The sequence below is a fragment of the Micromonospora sp. NBRC 101691 genome, from assembly GCF_030269285.1.
Classification (GTDB): Bacteria; Actinomycetota; Actinomycetes; order Mycobacteriales; family Micromonosporaceae; genus Micromonospora; species Micromonospora echinospora.
This window is the reverse complement of the sequence record NZ_BSTB01000001.1, coordinates 338,827-361,098: the sequence shown is the minus strand read 5'-3', so window position 1 is coordinate 361,098 and position 22,272 is coordinate 338,827. Positions and strand designations below refer to the sequence as shown.

The window sequence follows — 22,272 nt, the reverse complement described above, 5'->3', positions numbered from 1 at the left end:
GGTGGGCGGTAGGCTCGCGGCATGACGGTGGCGGTACGGGTCATTCCCTGTCTGGACGTGGACGCCGGACGCGTGGTCAAGGGCGTCAACTTCGTCGACCTGCGGGACGCCGGCGACCCGGTCGAGTTGGCCGCGGCGTACGACCGGGCCGGCGCGGACGAGTTGACCTTCCTCGACGTGACCGCCTCCTCCGACGACCGGGGCACCATGCTCGACGTGGTCCGCCGGACCGCCGAGACGGTCTTCATCCCGCTCACCGTCGGCGGGGGCGTCCGCCGGGTCACCGACGTGGACGTGCTGCTCCGGGCGGGCGCGGACAAGGTCGGCGTGAACACCGCCGCCATCGCCCGCCCCGAGCTGATCGCCGAGATCGCCGAGCGGTTCGGCCGGCAGGTGCTCGTGCTCTCCCTCGACGTGCGGCGGGCGCCGGCCGGCACCACCGGCAGCGGATTCGAGGTGACCACCCACGGCGGCCGGCGGGGAACCGGCCTGGACGCGGTGGAGTGGGCGCACCGGGTGGCCGGGCTCGGCGCGGGCGAGATCCTGCTCAACTCGATGGACGCCGACGGCACGAAGACCGGCTTCGACCTGGAGCTGATCCGAGAGGTGCGGGCGGTGGTCGACGTACCGGTGATCGCCTCCGGCGGGGCCGGGGCGGTGGCCCACTTCCCGCCGGCCGTGGCGGCGGGCGCCGACGCGGTGCTCGCGGCCAGCGTCTTCCACTTCGGCGAGTTGAGCATCGGCGACGTCAAGGACGCCCTGCACGCCGCCGGGCATCCGGTCCGGCTGTCCGCGGCCGCGCCGGCCGTGGCGACCCCGGCCGGGGTGCCCGCCGAGGCCTGACGGCGCGCCGGCGAGCGGACGGTGTCGCGGCCCCACATCACCAGCAGCGACGCCGGGGCCGGCACCCGGATCGAGGCGACCGGGTCGGCTGCGTCCCGCTCCGGATACCGGCAGCTCACCGGCACCGGGCCGCTCGGTCGGCGGTCAGCTCCGGCCCGGACCGCCGCCCTCCGGCGAGCGGCGCGGGCTCGGGATCGACCGTTTGACGTACTCGTGGACGGCGGCGGCGTGTTCCTCCTCCGGCAGCGCCCAGTCGGCGTGCCCCGGCGTGTGCCGCCGGCTCAGCGCGGTCTGCACCGTGTCGACGGCGGTGGAGAGTCCGGCCGGCGGCCGGGTGCGCCAGAGCTGCTCACCGTCGGGCGTGATCCGGAACCAGCCGTCGGTGACGCTCACCAGACCCGCGCCGACCAGGCGTCGTACCGCCGTCTCCACCTCGTGCCGCTGCGGAATCGCCTGGTTGAGGTGGTCGGCGGTGGAGAGCACGTCGGTGAGGCGGACCCCCTCCGGCCGTCGGCTCGACGGGGCCCGGCGGTGCCGTCCGGCGCCGCTGGCGATCACCAGTGCCACGAAGATCCAGGCGTCCGACCAACGCCATCCCTCAGCCCCCATGGGGAAATGATGCCGGCTGAGTGGCCCGGAGTAAAACATCCGGTTCCACGCGCGCGGGACGCCCAGCTCAGGCCGGTTCGGCCAACGGTCGCGCCGGCGAGTCGACCGGGGCGACGGTGACCAGTGGCAGGAACGCCTGGGTCAGCGGGCCGATGCCGAGCGCGTAGGCGACCGTCCCGACCCCGACCGTGCCGCCCAGCAGCCAACCCAACGCGAGCACGGTCACCTCGATGACCGTGCGGACCAGGCGGACCGACCGGCCCGGGTGACGGGCGACGTACCCGGTCATCAGCCCGTCCCGTGGCCCCGGACCGAACCGCGCGCCGAGGTAGAGCGCGGTGGCCAGGCCGTTGAGCAGGACACCGGCGACGAGTAGAGCCCCCCGGGCGGCGAGCGGGCGCACGTCGGGCAGCAGCGCGAGGCTGGCGTCGATCACCAGGCCGACGACCAGGACGTTGCTCACCGTGCCGAGGCCGGGGCGTTGCCGCAGCGGCACCCAGAGCAGCAGCACCAGGACCCCGGCGAGGATGGTGACGGTGCCGAAGGAGAGCCCGGTACGCAGGGCCACGCCCTGGTGGAGGACGTTCCACGGGTCCAGGCCGAGGCTGGACTCGATCATGAACGCCATGCTGACGCCGTAGAGCGCCAGTCCGCCGTAGAGCTGGACCAGACGCCGGGGCAGACGGTCACGGAGGTTGCCAGTCGAGGCCATGCATGCCAACCTAAGGGCCAATCGTGGCGGTGTGAGAGAGCCAATCGGGAGGGAGTGGCCATGACCAGCCAGGTACGAGGAGGGCAACTGGCCCGATTGCTCGGCCAGTGGCATGCTCTGCCGGGCCGCCGCCGGTCTCCGGACTACGCCGCCCTCGCCGCCGCCGTCCGGGGCCTGCTCGCCGACGGCCGGCTGCCGCTGGGGGTACGCCTGCCCGCCGAGCGGGAACTCGCCGAGGCGCTGCGGATCAGCCGCACCACGGTCACCGCCGCCTACCGCGAGTTGCGCGAGAGCGGGCACCTGACCAGCCGGCGCGGCGCGGGTAGCTGGACCATGCTCCCGGGCGGCCACCGGGTGGCCAGCTCCGGCCTGTGGACCCCACAGGACGACCTGGACATGATCGACCTCGGCATCGCCGCACTGGCCGCCCCGCCGGAGCTGATCCCGGCCACCCGGGCCGCCACCGAGGACCTGCCCCGCTACCTGGGCAGCGCCGGCTACCACCCGACCGGGATCATCGAGCTGCGGGAGGCGATCGCCCGGTCGTACGTCGAACGCGGCCTGCCCACCAGCCCCGAGCAGATCATGGTCACCAACGGCACCCAGCACGCGTTGGACCTGGTGCTACGACTGGCGCTCGCCCCGGCCAGCAGCGTGCTCGTGGAGTCGCCGACCTACCCGAACGCGCTCGCCGCGCTCGCCGCGCGGCGGGCCCGGATCGCCACGCACGGCCTTGCCGTCGACGCCGGCTGGGACGCGGACCTGCTGCTGGCCAGCATCCGCCAGTCCCGACCCCGGCTGGCCTACCTGATCCCCGACTTCCAGAACCCGACCGGCCACCTCATGCCGGTCGAGCTGCGCGAGCGGCTGGTCGGCACGGCCCACGCGGCCGGCACCGACCTGGTGATCGACGAGTCCTTCGTCGACCTGCCGCTGGACGGCACGCCGCTGCCCCCGCCCACCGCCACCTTCGACCGGCACTCACGGGTGGTCACCATCGGCGGGATGAGCAAGCCGTACTGGGGCGGTCTGCGTATCGGCTGGGTACGCGCCTCCGCCCCGCAGGTGCAGCGTCTTGCCGCCGCCCGGATCGGGGTGGACATGGCCAGCCCGGTGCTGGACCAACTCGTCGCGGTCCACCTGCTCGCCGAGGCGTCGACGATCGTGACCGCCCGGCGGGAGCAGCTGGCCCGCCAGCGGGACGCGTTGCTGGCCGCGCTGGCCGACCGGTTGCCCCAGTGGCGGGTCGCCGTGCCGCGCGGTGGGGTGACCCTCTGGGTGGAACTGGACGGGCCCGTCTCCAGCGCCCTGGCCCGGGCCGCCGAGGAGGTCGGCGTACGTCTCGCGCCCGGCCCCCGGTTCGGGCTGGACGGCACGCTGGAGCGTTTCCTGCGGCTGCCGTTCACCCTGCCCGCCGCCGACCTGGTCGACGCGGTGCACCGGATCGCCGCCGTCCGGTACGACCTGGACCGGGCCGGCCGACCGCAGTGGCGGGAGCCCTCCGTCATCGCCTGACCCCGGCACCGTACGGGTGACGGTCCCGGACCGGCCCCGGGACGGCCTCCGCGATCGGGGCCGTCCCGGGGCCGGGCGGGTCAGATCTCGGCGAGCGCGCCGTCGTACATTTTCTCGATCTCGCTGGCGAAGTTGGTCTCCACGCCCTTCCGCTTGATCTTCAGCGACGGAGTGATCTCGCCGTCCTCGATGGTCAGGTCGCGCGGCAGGATGGTGACCTTCTTGATGGTCTCCCAGCGGTTGAGCTTGCTGTTGAGCTCCGCGACGTACCCCTCCACCATCTCCTTCGCCTGCGGCGAGGTGACGATCGTGGTGTAGTCGCGGCCCTCCAACGGACCGCCCGCCGCCCAGCCCTTGATCGCGTCCGGGTCGAGCGTGACCAGCATCGTGCAGAAGTTGCGGGCCTGGCCGATCACGATCGCCTGGGAGGTGTACGGGCAGATCGCCTTGAACATGCCCTCGATGAGCGACGGCGCGACGTACTTGCCGCCGGAGGTCTTGACCAGGTCCTTCTTCCGGTCGGTGATCTTCAGGTAGCCGTCGGCGTCGAGCGTGCCGATGTCACCGGTGCGGAAGAAGCCGTCCTCGGTGAAGGCGGCGGCGGTCTCCTCGGGCAGGTTGTGGTAGCCACGCATCACCGGCCGACCCCGGAGCAGGATCTCCCCGTCGGTGTCGATCCGGCACTCCAGGTCGCCCATGGCCTGGCCGACGGTGCCGATCCGCAGCCCGTCCGGCCGGTTCACGAAGTTGCCGGCGCTGCTCTCGGTCAGCCCGTACCCCTCGGAGATCGGCAGGTTCGCCGCGGCGAAGAAGGTGGCGATGTCGGGGCTCAGCGGCGCGGAACCGGACACCAGTACCCGGATCCGGCCGCCGAGCCGATCCTGGATCTTGCTGAAGACCAGCTTCTCGGCCAGCCGGTGGCGCAGCCGGAGTCCGCCCGGGACCGGCTTGCCGGCCTGCTCCAGGGCGACCTTCTCCTTGCCGACCCGGACCGCCCAGCCGAAGATCTTCGCCTTCAGGCCACCGGCGTCCCGCGCGGTGGTGACCGACTTGTTGTAGACCTTCTCGAAGACCCGGGGCGCGCCGCACATCAGCGTCGGGCGGACCACGGAGAGCATGTCGACCAGCTTGTCCACCCGGCCGTCGACGTAGGTCGGCAGGCCGACGTGGGTCGCCCCGCAGAGCAGGGTCTTGCCGAACGAGTGGGACAGCGGAAGCCAGAGGTACTGAAGGTCGTCGCTGCGCAGCAGCCCGACGTCGGCCTGCGCCACGCCCTCCCAGCACCAGCCGCCGTGCAGCAGCTGGACGCCCTTCGGGCGGCCGGTCGTGCCCGAGGTGTAGATCAGCGTGGCCAGGTGGTCGGGTCCGAGCTGCGCGACGATCCCGTCGATCAGGCCCGGCTCGGCGGCCAGCGCCCGGGCTCCCCGCTCCTCCAGTTCGGCGAGGGTGAGCTGGGGGACGGCCGCGTCCGGGTCGGCGGCGCCGTCGAAGAGGACCACGTGGGTCAGGGCGGGCAGGTCGGCGCCGGTGACCTTGGCGGCCTGGGTGGGGTTCTCGGCGAAGAGCACCCGCGAGCCGGAGTCGGCGACGATGTAGCAGGTGTCGTCCGGCTCGGTGGTCGGGTAGACCGTGGTGGTCGCCCCGCCCGCGCACATCACGCCGAGGTCGGCGACCACCCATTCCAGCCGGGTGTTGGCCAGGATCGCCACCCGGTCCTCCAGCCCGATGCCGAGACCGTGCAGGCCGGCGGCGACCGCCTTGGCCCGGTGTCCCACCTGCTCCCAGGTCAGCCAGACCGGTCCCGAGTCGTCGGGGGCGGGGTGGGCGAAGGCGGGACGGTCCGGGGTGGCCGCCACGCGCTTGAGGAACATGTCCGGGATCGAACGGTACGGTACATCGAGAGCCATCGCTGCAGCCGCCTTCAGGGGGTGGTGACGTGATCGTGGTCACGCTGGTCTGCGGTTACCGAAGGGTATTGCGTACACCCGGTCATCGGCTAGCCCCGGCCCCTCCGGCGCTGCCGTGTCCCGGCGTGGTCAGGTGTAACGGTCGGCGTTGAGCGACCAGTCCCAGGTGGCCCGGATCCAGCCCCGCCGGGCCGCCACGAACCGGTGGGTGGCCGGGTCGGCCGTGCGTAGCAGCGCGGTCTCCCGTTCCGTGTAGTCCGCGAGCGTCCGGTTGAACAGGTCCGCCGCCGCCAGCAGGGCGGCCTGCTCTGGACTCCGCTCCTCCCCGGCGATGGCGGAGACCAGGTTGTGCCCGTCGCCGGTCAGCCGGTCCTCCTTGCGGTAGGAGAAGACGTCGTTGCACCAGCACACCAGGTCTGCGGCGAGGGTCTCCAGGGCGGCCAGGGCCGGGTCGGTCCGCTCGTCCGGCGGCGGTCCGTCGTACGCCAGGTCGGTCAGGGTGAAGCTCGGGTGGACCGCGCCGGTGTGCCGGCGCATCTGCACGTACTCGGCGACGCCGGGCACCCGCTGGTGCTCCCGGTTGGCCGCCTCCCAGAGCAGTGCCAGCAGGTACTCCCGCACCTGCCCGGTGAAGGCGAGCAGCACCGCCGGGCGGGCGTGCTCCCGGACCCGCCGGCACAGGTCGTGCAGCGCGACCCCACGCGGGCCGGCGGCGCCGAGCAGCGCCGGAGGCGCCGGGTCACCGCGCAGGTCGAGGACGTCGAGCAGACCCGCCACGGTGGGGGCCAACCGGGTCGGGGTGTCGCCCAGCCCGTCCTCGTCGCAGGCGTCGTCCACCGCGAAGAGCCAGGTGATCAGGTCAGTCAGCAGGCGGAGCCGCTCCACCGACGCCTCCGGGCAGGCCCGGCCGGCCAGGTCGGCGGCGGCGGCCCCGGCCAGCCGGCGTCGGCTCTCGGCGGACCCGGTCAGGCCGAGCCGTTCCGCCCAGTCGGCGCTGTCCCGCGCGACCTGCGCGACCGCCGGGTGGCACCGGCCCGGGAACGGTGGTTCCCGTAGCGTAGAAAGCGCGAAACTCCGCATGCCACCCCCTGCCACACCGTCCCGGGCGGGGCGGACCGACAAATCTGTGCGGGGGCAAGATATCGGACTTGTTCTTTCCGTTCGCCTCCGGCCCGGTCGTCGGTCGTCGGCGTTCCCGCCCGGCGGCACCGCGAACCGTCGCCGCTCCGCCGCCGGGGCGTCAGAGGCCCAGCTTGGCGGTGCGTAGCCGGTCCACGGTCGCGGTCGCCCCGTCGAGCTGCACCCGGGCCGCGCGCTGCCGACCGGACAGGAAGAGGGTCAGCTCGCCGGGCGCGCCGACCAGCCGGACCGCCTCGCCGCCGCGTCCGCAGCGCACCTCCCCGTACCCGGGGGCCTGGACGAGCAGGCTCGCCGGGAACCGGCGCAGGGCGAGGCGGGCCAACGGGGCGGCCCGCTTCCAGAGCGCGGCGTGCAGCCCGGCCGGCAGGTCACGCGGCTGCCAGTCGGGGGCGGCCCGCCGGACGTCCTCGTGGTGGATGAAGAACTCCATGGTGTTGACCAGTTCGTCGGTCAGCGGATTGCTCAGCGGGCTCCACACCGGCGGCTGGCGCACCTGCGCCACCAGCTCGGCCCAGGGCCGCGCCGCGATCCGCCGTCGCACCTGCTCGGCGTACCCGCGCAGTGGCGGCAGCAGGATCCCGCCCGCCGCGTCCGGCCGGCGCTCCCGGACCACCAGGTGGGCGGCGAGGTCCCGGGCCACCCAGCCCTCGTTCAGGGTCGGCGCGTCGGGGCCGAGGGCCAGCATGAGGTCGGCGAGCGCCTGGCGCTCCGATCGGGCGTACCGCGACATCCTCCGATGGTAGGCCGCGCCCCGCCGGACGGCCCGTCGTGGCGCGACCCGCCTCGTGCCAGAGCGGACAAAACCGAACCCGGGTCGCCGCACGGGACACCGACCGGTAAGGATGAGGGAGATAATTGCGGCTTACGGCGGGGGAAGTAGAGCGTGTCGAGCAGGACGAGTACGGCCGTGCTCGCCCGGGGCCTTCGGGTACTCGGGCGGGCCATTCGGGAACAACCACGGATCTTCACGGTCGCGGTCGCCGGCAGCGTGCTGTTCGGCGCGATGGTGATCGGCAGCGCGTACGTGATCGGCGCGGTGGTGGGGGACGTGGTGGTGCCCTCGATCGCCCGTGGCTCGGTGGAGACCGGCGTGCTGGCGCTGGCCGCCACCGCCCTCTTCGGGATCAGTCTGCTGCGGGTGGTCGGCATCTTCGGGCGTCGGCTCGGCGCCGGCTACATGCAGTACCGCCTCCAGGCGTCCTACCGCCGCCGGGTGACCCGGCGCTACCTGGACCTGCCACTGTCCTGGCACCAGCGGCACGCCACCGGCACCCTGCTCTCCAACGCCAACTCCGACGTGGAGGCCGCCTGGTACCCGATCGCGCCGCTGCCCTTCGCGGTCGGCACGCTGGTGATGGTGGCCGGGGCGATCATCGCGCTCTTCGCCACCGACTGGGCGTTCGCCCTGGTCGGGCTGGCCGTCTTCCCCGCCCTGTTCACGCTCAACGTGGTCTACTCCCGGCGGATGGCCCCCCGCCAGGCCCGCGCCCAGCAGCTGCGGGCCGAGGTCAGCGGCATCGCCCACGAGAGCTTCGACGGCGCGCTGGTCGTCAAGACGATGGGCCGGGAGGCGCAGGAGACCCGCCGGTTCGCCGGCCGCGCGGCGGAGCTGCGCGACGCGCTGATCGCCGTCGGCCGGCTGCGCGGCCTGTTCGATCCGCTGCTGGAGACCCTGCCCAGCATCGGCACCCTCGCCGTGCTGGTGGTCGGCGCGATCCGGCTGCGCCAGGAGGCGATCACCGTCGCCGAACTGGTCAGCGTCGCGTTCCTGTTCACCGTGCTGGCCGTACCGGTGCGGGCCATCGGCTGGGTCCTCGCCGAGCTGCCGCGCAGCGTCGCCGGCTGGGACCGGGTGCAGCAGGTGCTCCGCGCCACCGGCGAGATGGCCTACGGGGACCGGGTCCTCGACCCCACCGGCGGCGGGCCGGCCACGCTCGCCTTCGCCGACGTCTCCTTCCGGTACGAGCCGGCCGAGGCGCACCTGCCCGGCGCCGAGGTGCTCGGCGCGGTCACCTTCACCGTGCCCGCCGGGCGCACCGTCGCCCTGGTCGGTCCGACCGGGGCCGGCAAGTCGACGATCGCCGCCCTGGCGGTGCGTCTGGTCGACCCGGACCGCGGCACCGTCGCCCTCGACGGCGTCGACCTGCGGGAGCTGACCACCGCGTCGCTGGCCGGCAACGTCGCGCTGGTCGCCCAGGTGCCGTTCGTCTTCGACGACACGGTACGCGGGAACATCACCCTGGACCGGTCGGGCATCAGCGACGACGACGTCTGGGCGGCGCTGCGGCTGGCCGAGGCGGACGGGTTCGTCGCGGCCCTGCCCGACGGGCTGGACACCCGGGTCGGCGAGCGGGGCACCTCGCTCTCCGGCGGGCAGCGGCAACGCCTCACGCTGGCCCGCGCGCTCGCCGGCCGTCCCCGGCTGTTGGTGCTCGACGACGCGACCAGCGCGGTCGACCCCCGGGTCGAGGCGGCCATCCTGGCCGGGCTGCGCTCCTCGGCGGCCGACGGGACGGGCGCGGGCACCTCGATCCTGGTGGTGGCGTACCGGCGCGCCACCATCGCCCTGGCCGACGAGGTCATCTACGTCGAGCAGGGCCGGGTGGTGGCCCGGGGCACGCACGCCGAGCTGCTCGCCGCCGTGCCCGGCTACGTGGACCTGGTCACCGCCTACGAGCAGGCGGAGGCCGAACGCGAGCAGGCCCGTACGTACGAGGATCCGCCGGTGGTCCCGGTGGCCACGGGCCTCGAAGTGGAGATGGACCGGTGAGCGCGAGGAGTGAGCTTGCGAGCCCCGCAGTCGCGAACAGCGGTGGTTCGGTGAGCGCGAGGAGTGAGCTTGCGAGCCCCGCAGTCGCGAACAGCGGTGGTTCGGTGAGCGCGAGGAGTGAGCTTGCGAGCCCGGCAGTCGCGGACGGGAGGCTGAGCCGGTGAGCGCGGTCGTGGTGGAGGAGAAGGTGGAGCCGGTGGGCGGGTCGGGGCAGCCGCCGGAGCGGACCGAGACGGCCTGGCGCACCATGCGCCGGGGCCTGGCGCTCTCCCCGGAACTGCGGGTGGGCCTGGCCGGCACGTTGGGTCTGGCGCTGGTCTTCATGATCGGCCGGGCGGCCGTTCCGGTGGCGGTGCAGCAGGGCATCGACCGGGGCCTGGTCGGCGGGATCGACCTCGGCACGGTCGGGACGGTGGTCGCCCTGACCGCCGCGACGCTGGTGGTGACCACGGTCTGTGGCTACCTGATGATGCGCCGGCTGTTCACGGTCAGCGAGACGGCGTTGGCCAACGTCCGGACCCGGGCGTTCCGGCACGTGCACGACCTGTCGATGCTGCACCAGCAGTCCGAGCGGCGCGGTTCCCTGGTGTCCCGGGTGACCAGCGACGTCGACCAGATCACCCAGTTCCTCCAGTGGGGCGGGGTGATCCTCATGATCAACATCGGCCAGCTCGTGGTCACCACCATCGTCATGCTCGTCTACTCCTGGCAGCTGACCCTGGTGGTCTTCGCCGCCTTCCTGCCCGCCGTGCTGGTGATCCGGGCCCTCCAGCGTCGTCTCGGCGCCGCGTACGGGGTGGTCCGGCAGCGCCTGGGCGCGCTGCTCGGCACGGTCGCGGAGAGCGTGGTCGGCGCGCCGGTCATCCGGGCGTACGGGGTCGCCGGGCGGACGTCCCGCCGGCTGGACGAGGCGATCGAGGACCACCGGCTCGCCCAGCAGCGGGCCATCCGGTTCAGCATCCTGGGCAGTTCCGTCGGGGAGTTGGCGGCCGGTGTCGCCCTGGCCGGCGTGGTCGTGGTCGGGGTGAGCCTCGGCGCGGACCGTACGCTGTCGGTCGGTCAGATCACCGCGTTCCTGTTCCTGGTGACCCTGTTCATCCAGCCCGTGCAGATCGCCACCGAGGTGCTGAACGAGGCGCAGAACGCGATCGCCGGCTGGCGGCGGGTGCTCGACGTGCTGGACCTGAGCCCGGACGTGGCCGACCCGGGGGAGCAGGGGCGCGAGTTGCCGCCGGGCCCGCTGGACGTCCGGTTCGCGCAGGTGGGCTTCGCGTACCCGGGTGGGCCGCCGGTGCTGCACGACATCGACCTGGAGATCCCGGCGAAGACCCGGGTGGCGGTGGTCGGCGAGACCGGCAGCGGCAAGACCACCTTCGCCAAGCTGCTGACCCGGCTGATGGATCCGACCACCGGCACCGTGCTGCTCTCCGGCGTGCCGCTGGAGCAGGTGCGGTTCGACTCGCTGCGCAGCCGGGTGGTCATGGTGCCGCAGGACGGCTTCCTCTTCGACGCGACGGTGGGGGAGAACGTCCGCTTCGCCCGGCCGGAGCTGACCGACGAGCAGATCGTCGCGGCCTTCACCGAGCTGGGACTCGTCGACTGGCTGGAGGGGCTGCCGTCCGGGCTGGACACCCCGGTCGGGGAGCGGGGCGAGGCGCTCAGCGTGGGGGAGCGGCAGTTGGTCGCGCTCGCCCGGGCGTACGTCGCGGATCCGGACCTGCTGGTGCTGGACGAGGCGACCAGCGCGGTCGACCCGGCCACCGAGGTGCGGCTCCAGCGGACCCTGGACGCGGTGACCCGGGGCCGGACCACGCTCGCCATCGCGCACCGGCTCTCCACCGCCCAGGCGGCCGACGAGGTGATCGTGGTGGACCGGGGGCGCGTGGTGCAGCGTGGCCCGCACGACGAGCTGATCCGGGAACCGGACTCGGTGTACGGGCTGCTCTACGCCTCCTGGCTGGAGCAGACCCGGTGACCGGCGGGGCGGCGGATCGGCTGGACGCCGGTGGTCGGGTGCTCTAACCTCCTGGGTTAGGTTAGCCTAACCTACGGAAAGGGGCGGTCATGCGACCGAGCAGCGCCGAGACGGTCCGGACCCTGGTCGCCGGCCGCCTTCCCGGGCTGGTGCACCTGGCGCACCGCCCGGGGCCGTACCAGGTCCGGCACGTCACCGACCCCGACGGGCGGGTGCTGATGCTCGTGCCGGTGGTCAGCGACCTGGCCGCCGCGCTGCGCCCCGCCGGAGCGGCCCGGGACGCCGCCGCGGTGGTGCTCGACGTGCTGGACCTACCCCCGGCGGCGGGCGCGCCGTCCCTGGGCCGGGCCTGGGTCTCCGGATGGGCGGCCCCGCTGGACGGGGCGACCGCCCGTGACGCCGCCGTCGACTTCGCCACCGTGGAGCCGACCGGTGACCTGCTCGACGTCGGCACCCGGTTCCGGCTGTACCGCTTCGAGGTGGCCGAGGCCCGGCTGGACGTCGCCGGAGAGGTGCGGCGCGTCCCGCGCGACGAGTACGCCGCCGCCGACCCGGATCCGCTGCACCCGGTCGAGGCGGCGCTCCTGGCCGACCTCGCCGAGCACCACGGCGACCAGATCGCCGCCTACCTGCGCCGGCAGCTCGGCCGGCTCGGCGACCGGGCCGGCGCGCCGCCCCGGATCGTCCGCGTCGACCGGTACGGCCTGGTGGTGTCCCTGGGCGGGCCCGGTGCCCGGCAGCGGGCCCGGTTGTCGTTCCCCCGGCCGGTCGCCGACCACGCCGACCTGGCCCGGCTGCTGCACCCGGTGCTCTGCCGGCACCGCGCGTCCGCCCGTCCGGCCTGACCCCGGCTCCCGGCTCCCGGCGCGTCCCGGCGCGGCCCGGGTGGTAGCAGGGGTCCCCTGTTACCGCTTTTTGCCGAGCAGGGGTCCCCTGCAAACACAACATCCCGGCCCAGAGGACCGACCGGGTCAGTCGGGGAAGGCTCCGTCCAGCGGCCCGGTCAGGTACCGCTGCACGCCGGGGGCCACCGCGGCGACCAGGGCTTCCGGGGGTGCGGAGGCCAGCGGTTCCAGCCGGACGACGTACCGCATCAGCACCAGCCCGCCCATCTGGGCGGCGACCAGCGCGCCGCGCAGCGGCCGCTCGCCCGGATCGGTGTCGAGGTGCTGGAGCACCCGGCGCAGCACCTGGGTGACCAGGAACTCCCGCAGCAGCCGGGCGGTCCACTCGGTGGTCACCGCCGAGCGCAGCAGCGCCACCCCGGCCATCCCGGCCGGTGAGTCCCAGACCGCCAGGAAGGTCCGGACCAGTCGTTCGCCGGTCCCCTGCGGATCGCCGTCGAGCACCTCGGGCAGCAGCCGTCCCGGGTCGATCGGGGCGTTCATCGCGGCCAGGAAGAGCTTGTCCTTGCTGCCGAAGTAGTGGTGGACCAGGGCCGGGTCCACCCCGGCCGCGCCGGCGATCGCCCGGATCGACGCCGCGTCGAACCCGCGCGCGGCGAACGCCGTCCGGGCCGCGTCGAGGATCGCCTCCCGGGTGTCCGGGTTGCCCGGTCGTCGTCCGCGTCCGCTCATCGCCGCCTCTCGCCGCCGTCAACCGCTGCGTCGGCGCAGCGTGGCCGCGGCGAGCACCAGGGCCAGCAGCGCCGACGCGGCCACCACCGCCAGGTCCCGCCACATCGTGGTGGTGGGCTCGGCGTGCGCGCCGACCTCCTGCAACGCCTCGACCGCGTACGACAGGGGCAGCGCGTCGCTGACCGCCCGGAGCCAGCCGGCCATCTGCTCCCGTGGGACGAAGAGCCCGCAGAGCAGGAGTTGGGGAGCCACCACGACCGGCATGAACTGTACGGCCTGGAACTCGGTGCGGGCGAAGGCGCTGCACAGCAGTCCCAGCGCCATGCCCAGCAGGGCGGTGACCACCGCGATGACGACGACCAGCCCGCCACTGCCGGCGGTGTCCAGGTCGAGCAGCCCGTACGCCACCGCGCCACTCACCACCGCCTGCGCCGTGGCGGCCAGCCCGAAGGCCAGGGCGTACCCGAGGAGCAGGTCGAGCTTGCCCAGCGGGGCGGTGAGCAGCCGCTCCAGGGTGCCGGTGGTGCGCTCACGCAGCATCGCGATGCTGGTCACCAGGAACATCACCATGAAGGGGAAGAACCCGAGCATGACCAGGGCGACCCGGTCGAAGGTGGACGGTTGTCCCGGTGGGGTGGGCTGCTCGGCGTACATGAAGTGGACCAGCGCGAGCAGCGCGCCGGGGACCACGACCAGCAGGGCGATCGTGCGGGGGTCGTGGCGCAGTTGGCGCAGCACCCGCCCGGCGGTGGCCGCCACGATGCGCGGGTTCACGACCCCTCCCGTCCGGCGCGACCCGCCTCGGTCGCCCGGATCAGGCGCAGGAACGCCTCGTCCAGGTCGGTCACGCCGGCCGCCGCCCGCACCCCGTCGGGGGTGTCGTCGGCGAGCAACCTGCCCTGCCGGATCAGCAGCAGCCGGTCGCAGCGGGCGGCCTCGTCCATCACGTGGCTGGAGACCAGCAGGGTGGTGCCGGCGGCGGCCATCTCGTGGAACCGGGCCCAGAGGTCGGCCCGGAGCACCGGGTCCTGCCCGACGGTGGGCTCGTCGAGCACGACCAGCTCCGGTCGGCCGACCAGGACGCAGGCCAGGGAGACCCGGCTGCGTTGCCCGCCGGAGAGGGACCCGACCAGCTGGCCGGCGGCGTCGGCGAGCCCGACCTCGGCCGTCGCGCGGTCGGCGTCGGCCCGGTCACGCCCGTGCACCGCGGCGAAGTACCGCACGTTCTCCCGGACCGTCAGGTCGGCGTAGACGCTCGGCGCCTGGGTGAGATAGCCGACCCGCTGCCGCAGGGCCGGTGTCCCGGCCGGGCGACCGAGCACGGTCACCGTCCCCGAGCTGACCGTCTGCACCCCGACCACCGCGCGCATCAGGGTGGTCTTGCCGCTGCCGCTCGGGCCGAGCAGCCCGGTCACCGAGCCGCGTGGCACGGCGCAGCTCACGCCGTCCAGCACCCGGCGCCCGCCCCGGTCGACCACGAGGCCGTCCAGGGTGATCGCACTCTCCATGCCACCCTCCCGATAATTCATCACCCGTTGAACTCAACGCTAGACGAGGTGGCTGCCCGGCACAACGCTCCCGTCCCGCGCGCCGTCCGTCGACCGTTTCCGATCAGTTGTCGTCGGACCGCCGGGACGCCCACCGGCCGGCGACGTCCGGCACATCGGGACGCGGCTGGGACCTCCACGCCGCGTGCGGGACAATCGGTGACTGTGCCCGTACCTGACGCGCCGGTGACCGGCGTACCCGCCAGCCCGAACCGCCCGGCTCCCACCGGGCCGGTCCGTCCGTCCCGGCTCGACCCGGACATCGCGGCCCGACTGCGCCGTGGCGCCGACGGCCTGGTCGCCGCCGTGGTCCGTCAGCACGACACCGGCGAGGTGCTGATGGTCGCCTGGATGGACGACGAGGCGCTGCACCGCACGCTGACCACCGGGCGGGCCACCTACTGGTCGCGCAGTCGCCAGGAGTACTGGGTCAAGGGCGCCACCTCCGGCCACCACCAGTACGTCCGCTCGGTCGCCCTGGACTGCGACGGTGACGCGCTGCTGGTCAGCGTCGACCAGGTCGGCCCGGCCTGCCACACCGGCCGGCGCAGCTGCTTCTCCGCGGACCTGCCGGTCGTGACCGGCCACCCCGGGGAGCCGCCCCTCGGTGGCCCCGCCGGCGACCTCACGGCCACCGACCCCGGGGCGGGTGCGGCATGACCGACGGCGTGGTGAGCCCCGACCTGGCCACCTTCACCGCACTGGCGGCCCGCTGGCGGGTCGTCCCGGTCACCCGGAGGCTGCTGGCCGACGGCGAGACCCCGGTCGGCGTCTACCGCAAGCTCGCCGGCGGCCCGGGCACCTTCCTGCTCGAATCCGCCGAGCAGGGCGTCGGGTCGGCCGGGTTGGCCTGGTCCCGGTACAGCTTCGTCGGCGTCCGGAGCAGCGCCACCCTGGTCGAGCGGGACGGCGAGGCCACCTGGCTCGGGCAGCCGCCCGCCGGCGTGCCCACCGGGGGCGACCCGGCCCGCGCGCTGCGCGACACGGTGGCCGCGCTGGCCGGGCCGGCGTTCGACCCGACCAGCGGCATGCCCCCGCTGACCGGCGGCATGGTCGGCTACCTCGGGTACGACCTGATCCGCCGGATCGAGCGGCTGCCCAGCCTCAGCGAGGACGACCTCGGGGTGCCCGAACTGGGCATGATGCTCGCCACCGACCTGGTGGTCCTCGACCACTACGAGGGTTCGGCGATCCTCATCGCCAACGCGGTCCTGCCCCCGCCGGACGAGCCCGACCGGGCCGCCGAGGTGACCGCCGCCTACCACCACGCGATCGGCCGCCTGGACGCGATGACCTCGGCGCTCTCCCGGCCGAACGCGCCGATGATCTCCACGGTCGACCGACCGCCGGCCGGCGCGGTGGCCTGCCGGACGGCCGAGGGGAACTACCCGAAGGCAGTGGAGGCGGCCAAGGAGGCGATCCGGGCCGGGGAGTGCTTCCAGATCGTGCTGGCGCAACGCTTCGAACGGCGCACCGACGCCGACCCGCTGGACGTCTACCGGGTGCTGCGCACCACCAACCCCAGCCCGTACATGTACCTGCTCCGCTTCGACGACTTCGACATCGTCGGCTCCTCGCCGGAGGCGCACCTGAAGGTCACCGGCGCCGACGACGGCCAGCGTCGCGCGCTCTTGCATCCGATCGCCGGCACCCGGCCCCGGGGCGTCGACCCGGAACACGACGCCCGGCTCGCCACCGAACTGCTGGCCGACCCGAAGGAACGCGCCGAGCACGTCATGCTGGTCGACCTGGGCCGCAACGACCTGGGCCGGGTGTGCCGGCCGGGCACGGTCGAGGTGCCCGAGTTCGCCACCATCGAGCGGTACAGCCACGTGATGCACATCGTCTCGACCGTGGTCGGCACGCTCCGGGAGGACGCCACCGCGTTCGACGCGCTCGCCGCGACCTTCCCCGCCGGCACCCTCTCCGGCGCGCCGAAGGTCCGGGCGATGGAGATCATCGAGGGGTTGGAGCCGGTCCGCCGGGGCCTCTACGGCGGTACGGTCGGTTACTTCGGCTTCGGGGGTGACCTGGACATGGCCATCGCGATCCGTACCGCCCTGCTCCGGGACGGCTGGGCGTACGTGCAGGCCGGTGCCGGGATCGTGGCCGATTCTGATCCCGCCGCCGAGGACCGCGAGACCCGGGCGAAGGCCGCCGCGGTGCTTGCCGCCATCGCCGCCGCCGAGACCCTCCGGCCGGCCCGGTGAGCGCGAGGAGTGCAGCGGAGCGGAGCCCCGCAGTCGCGAACGGAAGGCGGCACCGGTGAGCGGCACGACCGACCCGTCGGTCGGTGGCGGCAACCCGGCGCGGGCCGGGCGGCGCGAACTGACGTACGCGGTGCTGCTCTGCCTGGCCGGCGCGGGCCTGGCGGTCTGGGCGGCGACCCGGACGTGGGCGGTCGAGGTGATCCCGCGACCGATGCCGCTGCCGGCGCTGCGGGAGGAGCGGTCCGGGGCCGCCCTGCTGCCCTGGCTGCCCGCGCTGGCGGTGGTCGCGCTGGCCGGCGCGGGCGCCGTGCTCGCCACCCGGCGCGGGCTGCGCCGCGCGGTCGGGCTGGTGATCCTGGTGCTCGGCGCGGCCGTGGCGGTGGGTGGCGGGTACGCCCTGACCGCCACGTTCGCCGGTGAGGTCAGCCGGCAGTGGCCGGCGCTCTGCCTGCTCGGCGGCGTGCTCGCGGCGGTCGGTGGGGGGTGGACGGCCCTGCGCGGGGCCGCCTGGCCGGCGATGGGTGCCCGCTACGAGCGTCCGGCCCGTGGCGGCGGTGCCACCACCTCCGGCGGGCCGGAGGCCACCGGCGCGGCGGCGTCGACGCGGGGCACCACCGACGCGTGGGACGCGCTGGACCGGGGCGAGGACCCGACGGTCAGCTGACCGGCTGCCGCTGGTCGGCGCGGGCGGCGGCCCGGGTGGCCGCGAGTTCCTCGACGAGGCGGTGCAGTTCGGCGCGACGGTCGGCGCGGGCCCGGTCCGCGCAGACCGCCTCCCAGGCGTTGCCACGGGCGGTGCGCATCCGCTCCTCGCCGACGACCGCCCGCTCCAGGGTGTGCACCACGCCGACGGCGAGCGAGGCGACCGTCCGGGAGATCGTGGTGAGTCCGATGGTCGATGCCGGCTGGCCAGTACTCATGATCACTCCGCAACGGGTCCGTTGGGTCGGTGGGGCGAACCCGCTCTCCGAGTCTGCCCGACGTTGATGCTGTCGGCTTCACGTTTCGACGTGATGACCGCCGCATCAACACTCCATGGGGACGAACGCCGTGCTCAGGGCCGTTCGTCCTTGACCTACGTCACACCGGACGGCCGGGGCCGGACCACCCCACCAGGGGCGCGACGCCTCGCGCGGACAACCGCCGCCGGTGGTGTCATGATGATGAGGATGATCGATGACCCGGTGGCGGCGGGCGGTGGGGACGATCGCGGTGGTCGACCCGACCGGTTGCGCTCTGTGTTTTTCCGCTCACCGGAAGTCGGTCATTATGCCCCAGCCCATCTCGTGAGGCGCGCCATACCCCCCCACCTGGGGTTGAGCGCCGCCACCTAGCATCGGCCCATGACACCCGGAGAGGGGAGTCCGTTGGTGACTGCTGAGCATGCGCACGCGGAGGGGGACGAGGCCGGTCCGGCGGCGCCCGCCAGCGTGCTCGACGAGATCCTGGCCGGCGTCCGCGAGGACGTTGCCCGGCGGCAGGAGCAGATTCCGCTGGAGCGGATCCGCGAACTCGCCGCCGCCGCGCCACCGGCGCTGGACGCGTACGCGGCCCTGCGGCGGCCGGGCGTCGCGGTGATCGCCGAGGTGAAACGTTCGTCGCCGTCGCGCGGCCAACTCGCCGAGATCGCCGATCCCGCCGACCTGGCCGGCGAGTACGCCGCCGGCGGCGCCCGGGCGATCAGCGTGCTGACCGAGGGACGGTGGTTCGGCGGGTCGCTGGACGACCTGGCCGCCGTCCGGGCCGCGGTGAACGTCCCGGTGCTGCGCAAGGACTTCGTCGTCTCCAGCTACCAGGTGCACGAGGCGCGGGCGCACGGGGCCGACCTGGTGCTGCTGATCGTCGCGGCGCTGGAGCAGAACGCCCTGGTCGGGCTCCTGGAGCGGATCGAGTCGCTCGGGATGACCGCCCTGGTCGAGGTGCACGACGAGGAGGAGGCCGACCGGGCCCTGGAGGCCGGTGCCCAGGTGATCGGGGTCAACGCCCGTGACCTGCGTACCCTGGAGGTCGACCGGTCGGTGTTCGAGCGGATCGCGCCGGGCCTGCCCAGCAACGTCGTGAAGATCGCCGAGTCCGGCGTGCGTGGTCCGCACGACCTCATCCGGTACGCCTCGGCCGGGGCGGACGCCGTTCTGGTCGGCGAGGGCCTGGTCACCCAGAAGAGCCCCCGCGAGGCGGTGTCGGAGCTGGTCAACGCCGGCAACCACCCGGCCACCCCGCGTCCGGCGCGCTGAGGCGCGCCGGTCCCGCCACTCCCCGTCAGCACCGAGAGGACCACCGATGAGCGCCAACGCGCGGGCCGGCGCGGCCGGCCTGCTCCCCGACCCGGCCGGCCACTTCGGCCGGTACGGTGGCCGGTTCGTCCCCGAGGCGCTCGTCGCCGCGTTGGACGAGCTGGACGTGGCGTACCGGCACGCGATGACCGACGAGACGTTCCTCGCCGAGTTCGACGCGTTGCTGCGGGACTACGCCGGCACGCCGTCCCGGCTCTACACGGCGAACCGGTTCTCCGCCAAGGTCGGCGCGCGGGTGCTGCTCAAGCGGGAGGACCTCAACCACACCGGGGCGCACAAGGTGCGCAACGTGCTCGGTCAGGCGCTGCTCACGAAGCGGATGGGCAAGACCCGGGTGATCGCCGAGACGGGGGCCGGGCAGCACGGGGTGGCCACCGCCACCGCCGCCGCCCTGTTCGACCTGGAGTGCGTCGTCTACATGGGCGAGGTCGACACCGAGCGGCAGGCGCTGAACGTGGCTCGGATGCGGATGCTCGGCGCCACCGTCGTCCCGGTCACCAACGGCTCGCGCACCCTCAAGGACGCGATGAACGAGGCGATGCGCGACTGGGTCGCCCACGTCGACGACACGCACTACCTGATCGGCACCGCCGCCGGGCCGCACCCGTTCCCGGCGATGGTCCGCGACTTCGTCAAGGGCATCGGCGAGGAGGCCCGGCAGCAGTGCCTGGACCTGACCGGAGCGCTGCCCGACGCGGTCGCCGCGTGCGTCGGCGGGGGCTCCAACGCCCTCGGCATCTTCCACGCCTTCGTCGGTGACCCCGACGTCCGGCTGTACGGCTTCGAGGCCGGCGGCGCGGGCGTCGAGACGGGCCGGCACGCCGCCAGCATCACCGGCGGGTCGTCCGGCGTGCTGCACGGCACCCGCACCTACGTCCTCCAGGACGAGGACGGGCAGACCATCGAGTCGCACTCGATCTCCGCCGGCCTGGACTACCCGGGCGTCGGACCGGAACACGCCTGGCTGCACGACAGCGGCCGGGCGACGTACGAACCGGTCACCGACGACGAGGCGATGGCCGCGTTCGAGCTGCTCTGCCGTACCGAGGGGATCATCCCGGCGATCGAGAGCGCGCACGCCCTGGCCGGCGCGGTGAAGATCGCCCCCCGTCTCGCCGCCGAACTGGGCCGGGAGCCCGTCATCGTGGTCAACCTCTCCGGTCGGGGGGACAAGGACGTCCACACCGCCGGCGGGTACTTCGGCATCCTCGACAAGGAGTGACATGAGCCGGATCGGGGTCGCCTTCGACAAGGCCCGCGCCGAGGGCCGGGCGCTGCTGGTCGGCTGCATGCCGGCCGGCTTCCCCACGGTCGAGGGGAGCATCGCCGCGATGACCGCCATGGTCGAGGCGGGCGTCGACGTCATCGAGGTGGAGATCCCGTACTCCGACCCGGTGATGGACGGGCCGGTGATCCAGAAGGCCAGCGACATCGCCCTCGCCGGTGGCGTACGCACCCGGGACACGCTGCGGATCGTCGAGGCGGTCGCGGCCACCGGCGCGCCGGTGGTGACGATGACCTACTGGAACCCGATCGAGCAGTACGGCGTCGACGCGTTCGCCCGGGACCTCGCCGCCGCCGGCGGCACCGGCCTGGTCACCCCCGACCTGATCCCGGACGAGGCCGACGAGTGGCTCGCCGCCTCGGACGCGCACGGCCTGGACCGTACGTTCCTGGTCTCGCCGTCGTCCACCGACGCGCGGCTGGCCATGACCGTCGCCCACTGCCGGGGCTTCGTCTACGCCACCGCCGTCATGGGCGTCACCGGCGCGCGGGCCCAGACCTCCGACGCCGCGCCGACCCTGGTCTCCCGGGTCCGCGCGGTCACCGACCTGCCGGTCGGGGTCGGACTCGGTGTGGGGACCGGCGCGCAGGCCGGCACGGTCGGCGGGTACGCCGACGGCGTGATCGTGGGCAGCGCGCTGATCCGGTGCCTGCTCGACGCCCCCGACCAGGCCACCGGTCTGACCGCGCTGCGTGCCCTGTCCGCCGAACTGGCCGACGGCGTCCGTACCCGCTGACCGGCCTGCCGGCCACCACCGGGTCGGCCGTGCCCACCCGCGCCGTTCGCCGGGCGGAGGTGTCTGCCCGAGGACGCTTTAGAGCTGCCCCGTCCACGCGCCCACCCACCGCGTCGCGCGGTGGGTCGGGCTGCCCCGTCTGTGCGTCCAACCATCGTGTCGCGGGGTGGGCCATGCTGCCCCGTCTGTGTGCCTACCCATCGCGTCGCGGGGTGGGGCGGGCTGCCCCGTCTGTGCGGGCAGCTCCAAAGCGTGCGTCCGGGGCTACCTCCACCCCGCCGGCCTGACGCAGCGTGACGTGGCGAACCGGGACCGCAGGTCCGGGAACCGGACACGGCGCGGGGCCGCAGGGAGCGTGACGTGGTCCGGGGCGCCCGCCCGGCCAGAACTCAGGCGGCGTCCGCCGGGTCCACGGTGTCACCGGCCGTCGGGGTGGCCGCAGCCGCCCGTCGGGTCGGCCCGGCTCCGCAGGCGGCCGGTGCCGTATCTCCGGGACGGGCCGCCGGCAGCCCTGGGTGGGCGGCGGGCAGCCCTGGGTGGGCCGTGGGCAGTCCGGGCTGGGCCGTGGGCAGTCCGGGATGGGTTGCCGGCAGTCCGGCTTCGGCGCGGGGTCGTACCGCGCGGAGCACGCCGGAACGACCGGCCGCCGCGTCGGCCACCGCCCACCGGGTGACCGGGGTGACCGGCTCCGGCAGCCGGCCGGGATCGTGCCAGGACAACCGGCAGCCCCCGCCCGGCGCGCCGGCCGGGGCGGTGCCCGTGACCCGGGCCCGGAGCACGTGCACCAGGACGTCCGGCCGTGGACCGGCCCGCCCGGCCCGTGGCGCGTCGGACACCGCCGGCAGGTGGTAGATCCCGACCAGGTCCACGACCTCGACGGTCAGGCCGGTCTCGGCGTGCACGTCACGTACCACCGCCTGGCCCGGGGTCTCGTCCGGCCGGGACCGGCCGCCCGGCAGCGCCCACCGTGCCGCCCGCCGGCCCTGCCGGCAGAGCAGCACCCGCCCGGCGTCGTCGGTGACCACCGCGGCGACCGCCCAGGTGAGCGACCTCATGGACAAACAGCCTACGGCCACCCAAACCAGAAGTCACCCGGTGGCGAATGGGCACCGGACCGGGATGTCACCGACACGGGTCACAGCGGTAGCGTGT

Annotated in this window: 21 protein-coding genes; 11 read left to right on the top strand and 10 right to left on the bottom strand. The window is 74.2% G+C overall.

Features of this window, described 5'->3' with window-relative positions:
- Positions 1 to 21: 21 nt before the first annotated feature.
- Positions 22 to 843: an imidazole glycerol phosphate synthase subunit HisF gene (gene hisF / locus QSK20_RS01485; protein ID WP_285786730.1), complete on the top strand. Its 822-nt coding sequence runs from the start codon at positions 22 to 24 to the stop codon at positions 841 to 843.
- A gap of 144 nt (positions 844 to 987) precedes the next feature.
- On the opposite strand, the gene QSK20_RS01480 is transcribed toward hisF, so the two are convergent.
- Together QSK20_RS01480 and yczE are read right to left on the bottom strand one after the other, a co-directional pair.
- Positions 988 to 1,452, bottom strand: coding sequence for a hypothetical protein (locus tag QSK20_RS01480; protein WP_285786729.1), 465 nt, complete (start codon positions 1,450 to 1,452; stop codon positions 988 to 990).
- A 67-nt stretch (positions 1,453 to 1,519) separates the two neighbouring features.
- Complete coding sequence (yczE, locus tag QSK20_RS01475; RefSeq protein ID WP_285786728.1) at positions 1,520 to 2,164, bottom strand: membrane protein YczE; 645 nt, start codon at positions 2,162 to 2,164, stop codon at positions 1,520 to 1,522.
- Between the two features lie 60 nt (positions 2,165 to 2,224).
- Here yczE and yczR point away from each other — a divergent pair, with 60 nt between their 5' ends.
- The gene (gene yczR, locus QSK20_RS01470; protein WP_285786727.1) at positions 2,225 to 3,679 is read left to right on the top strand and encodes a MocR-like transcription factor YczR; all 1,455 of its coding nucleotides are present in this window, start codon (positions 2,225 to 2,227) and stop codon (positions 3,677 to 3,679) included.
- Between the two features lie 80 nt (positions 3,680 to 3,759).
- Here the strand turns inward: yczR and QSK20_RS01465 are convergent, their stop codons facing one another.
- From QSK20_RS01465 to QSK20_RS01455, 3 genes are all read right to left on the bottom strand, one after another.
- Positions 3,760 to 5,586, bottom strand: a complete 1,827-nt coding sequence (locus QSK20_RS01465) for an AMP-dependent synthetase/ligase (protein WP_285786726.1) — start codon at positions 5,584 to 5,586, stop codon at positions 3,760 to 3,762.
- Positions 5,587 to 5,715: 129 nt separating this feature from the next.
- Positions 5,716 to 6,666, bottom strand: coding sequence for a terpene synthase family protein (locus QSK20_RS01460; RefSeq protein ID WP_285786725.1), 951 nt, complete (start codon positions 6,664 to 6,666; stop codon positions 5,716 to 5,718).
- 160 nt (positions 6,667 to 6,826) lie between these two features.
- On the bottom strand, positions 6,827 to 7,456 hold the full coding sequence (locus QSK20_RS01455) for a TIGR03085 family metal-binding protein (RefSeq protein ID WP_285786724.1): 630 nt from the start codon (positions 7,454 to 7,456) through the stop codon (positions 6,827 to 6,829).
- Positions 7,457 to 7,609: 153 nt separating this feature from the next.
- On the opposite strand from QSK20_RS01455, the gene QSK20_RS01450 reads away from it, so the two are divergent.
- The 3 genes from QSK20_RS01450 (at position 7,610) to QSK20_RS01440 (ending at position 12,316) form a co-directional block, all read left to right on the top strand.
- The gene (locus QSK20_RS01450; RefSeq protein WP_285786723.1) at positions 7,610 to 9,496 is read left to right on the top strand and encodes an ABC transporter ATP-binding protein; all 1,887 of its coding nucleotides are present in this window, start codon (positions 7,610 to 7,612) and stop codon (positions 9,494 to 9,496) included.
- Between the two features lie 247 nt (positions 9,497 to 9,743).
- A complete protein-coding gene (locus QSK20_RS01445; protein ID WP_285787176.1) occupies positions 9,744 to 11,471 on the top strand; it encodes an ABC transporter ATP-binding protein in 1,728 nt (575 codons plus the stop codon).
- 89 nt (positions 11,472 to 11,560) lie between these two features.
- Positions 11,561 to 12,316 (top strand): DUF2470 domain-containing protein, encoded by a 756-nt coding sequence (locus QSK20_RS01440; RefSeq protein ID WP_285786722.1) that lies wholly within the window; start codon positions 11,561 to 11,563, stop codon positions 12,314 to 12,316.
- Positions 12,317 to 12,442: 126 nt separating this feature from the next.
- On the opposite strand, the gene QSK20_RS01435 is transcribed toward QSK20_RS01440, so the two are convergent.
- From QSK20_RS01435 to QSK20_RS01425, 3 genes are read right to left on the bottom strand one after another with little or no spacing between them, the layout of a single operon-like run.
- The gene (locus tag QSK20_RS01435; RefSeq protein ID WP_285786721.1) at positions 12,443 to 13,048 is read right to left on the bottom strand and encodes a TetR/AcrR family transcriptional regulator; all 606 of its coding nucleotides are present in this window, start codon (positions 13,046 to 13,048) and stop codon (positions 12,443 to 12,445) included.
- Positions 13,049 to 13,066: 18 nt separating this feature from the next.
- A complete protein-coding gene (locus tag QSK20_RS01430) occupies positions 13,067 to 13,822 on the bottom strand; it encodes an ABC transporter permease (protein WP_285786720.1) in 756 nt (251 codons plus the stop codon).
- Positions 13,819 to 14,556, bottom strand: coding sequence for an ABC transporter ATP-binding protein (locus tag QSK20_RS01425; protein ID WP_285786719.1), 738 nt, complete (start codon positions 14,554 to 14,556; stop codon positions 13,819 to 13,821). The genes QSK20_RS01430 and QSK20_RS01425 overlap by 4 nt, the downstream gene beginning before the upstream one ends.
- 204 nt (positions 14,557 to 14,760) lie before the next feature.
- On the opposite strand from QSK20_RS01425, the gene hisI reads away from it, so the two are divergent.
- From hisI to QSK20_RS01410, 3 genes are read left to right on the top strand one after another with little or no spacing between them, the layout of a single operon-like run.
- Positions 14,761 to 15,255 (top strand): phosphoribosyl-AMP cyclohydrolase, encoded by a 495-nt coding sequence (gene hisI, locus QSK20_RS01420; RefSeq protein ID WP_502888822.1) that lies wholly within the window; start codon positions 14,761 to 14,763, stop codon positions 15,253 to 15,255.
- Positions 15,252 to 16,805 carry an anthranilate synthase component I gene (locus QSK20_RS01415; protein WP_285786718.1) on the top strand — a complete coding sequence of 518 codons (1,554 nt, stop codon included), beginning with the start codon at positions 15,252 to 15,254 and terminating at the stop codon, positions 16,803 to 16,805. The genes hisI and QSK20_RS01415 overlap by 4 nt, the downstream gene beginning before the upstream one ends.
- Before the next feature lie 55 nt (positions 16,806 to 16,860).
- Positions 16,861 to 17,469: a Trp biosynthesis-associated membrane protein gene (locus tag QSK20_RS01410; RefSeq protein WP_285786717.1), complete on the top strand. Its 609-nt coding sequence runs from the start codon at positions 16,861 to 16,863 to the stop codon at positions 17,467 to 17,469.
- On the opposite strand, the gene QSK20_RS01405 is transcribed toward QSK20_RS01410, so the two are convergent.
- A complete protein-coding gene (locus QSK20_RS01405) occupies positions 17,462 to 17,725 on the bottom strand; it encodes a hypothetical protein (protein WP_145836219.1) in 264 nt (87 codons plus the stop codon). The two genes, QSK20_RS01410 and QSK20_RS01405, sit on opposite strands and share 8 nt — an antisense overlap.
- A gap of 510 nt (positions 17,726 to 18,235) precedes the next feature.
- Here QSK20_RS01405 and trpC point away from each other — a divergent pair.
- From trpC to trpA, 3 genes are read left to right on the top strand one after another with little or no spacing between them, the layout of a single operon-like run.
- Complete coding sequence (trpC, locus tag QSK20_RS01400) at positions 18,236 to 19,039, top strand: indole-3-glycerol phosphate synthase TrpC (protein ID WP_285787174.1); 804 nt, start codon at positions 18,236 to 18,238, stop codon at positions 19,037 to 19,039.
- A gap of 46 nt (positions 19,040 to 19,085) precedes the next feature.
- Positions 19,086 to 20,321, top strand: coding sequence for a tryptophan synthase subunit beta (gene trpB, locus QSK20_RS01395; RefSeq protein ID WP_285786716.1), 1,236 nt, complete (start codon positions 19,086 to 19,088; stop codon positions 20,319 to 20,321).
- A gap of 1 nt (position 20,322) precedes the next feature.
- Positions 20,323 to 21,120 (top strand): tryptophan synthase subunit alpha, encoded by a 798-nt coding sequence (trpA, locus tag QSK20_RS01390; RefSeq protein ID WP_285786715.1) that lies wholly within the window; start codon positions 20,323 to 20,325, stop codon positions 21,118 to 21,120.
- A 389-nt stretch (positions 21,121 to 21,509) separates the two neighbouring features.
- On the opposite strand, the gene QSK20_RS01385 is transcribed toward trpA, so the two are convergent.
- Positions 21,510 to 22,175, bottom strand: coding sequence for an NUDIX hydrolase (locus tag QSK20_RS01385; RefSeq protein WP_285786714.1), 666 nt, complete (start codon positions 22,173 to 22,175; stop codon positions 21,510 to 21,512).
- Positions 22,176 to 22,272: the final 97 nt, after the last annotated feature.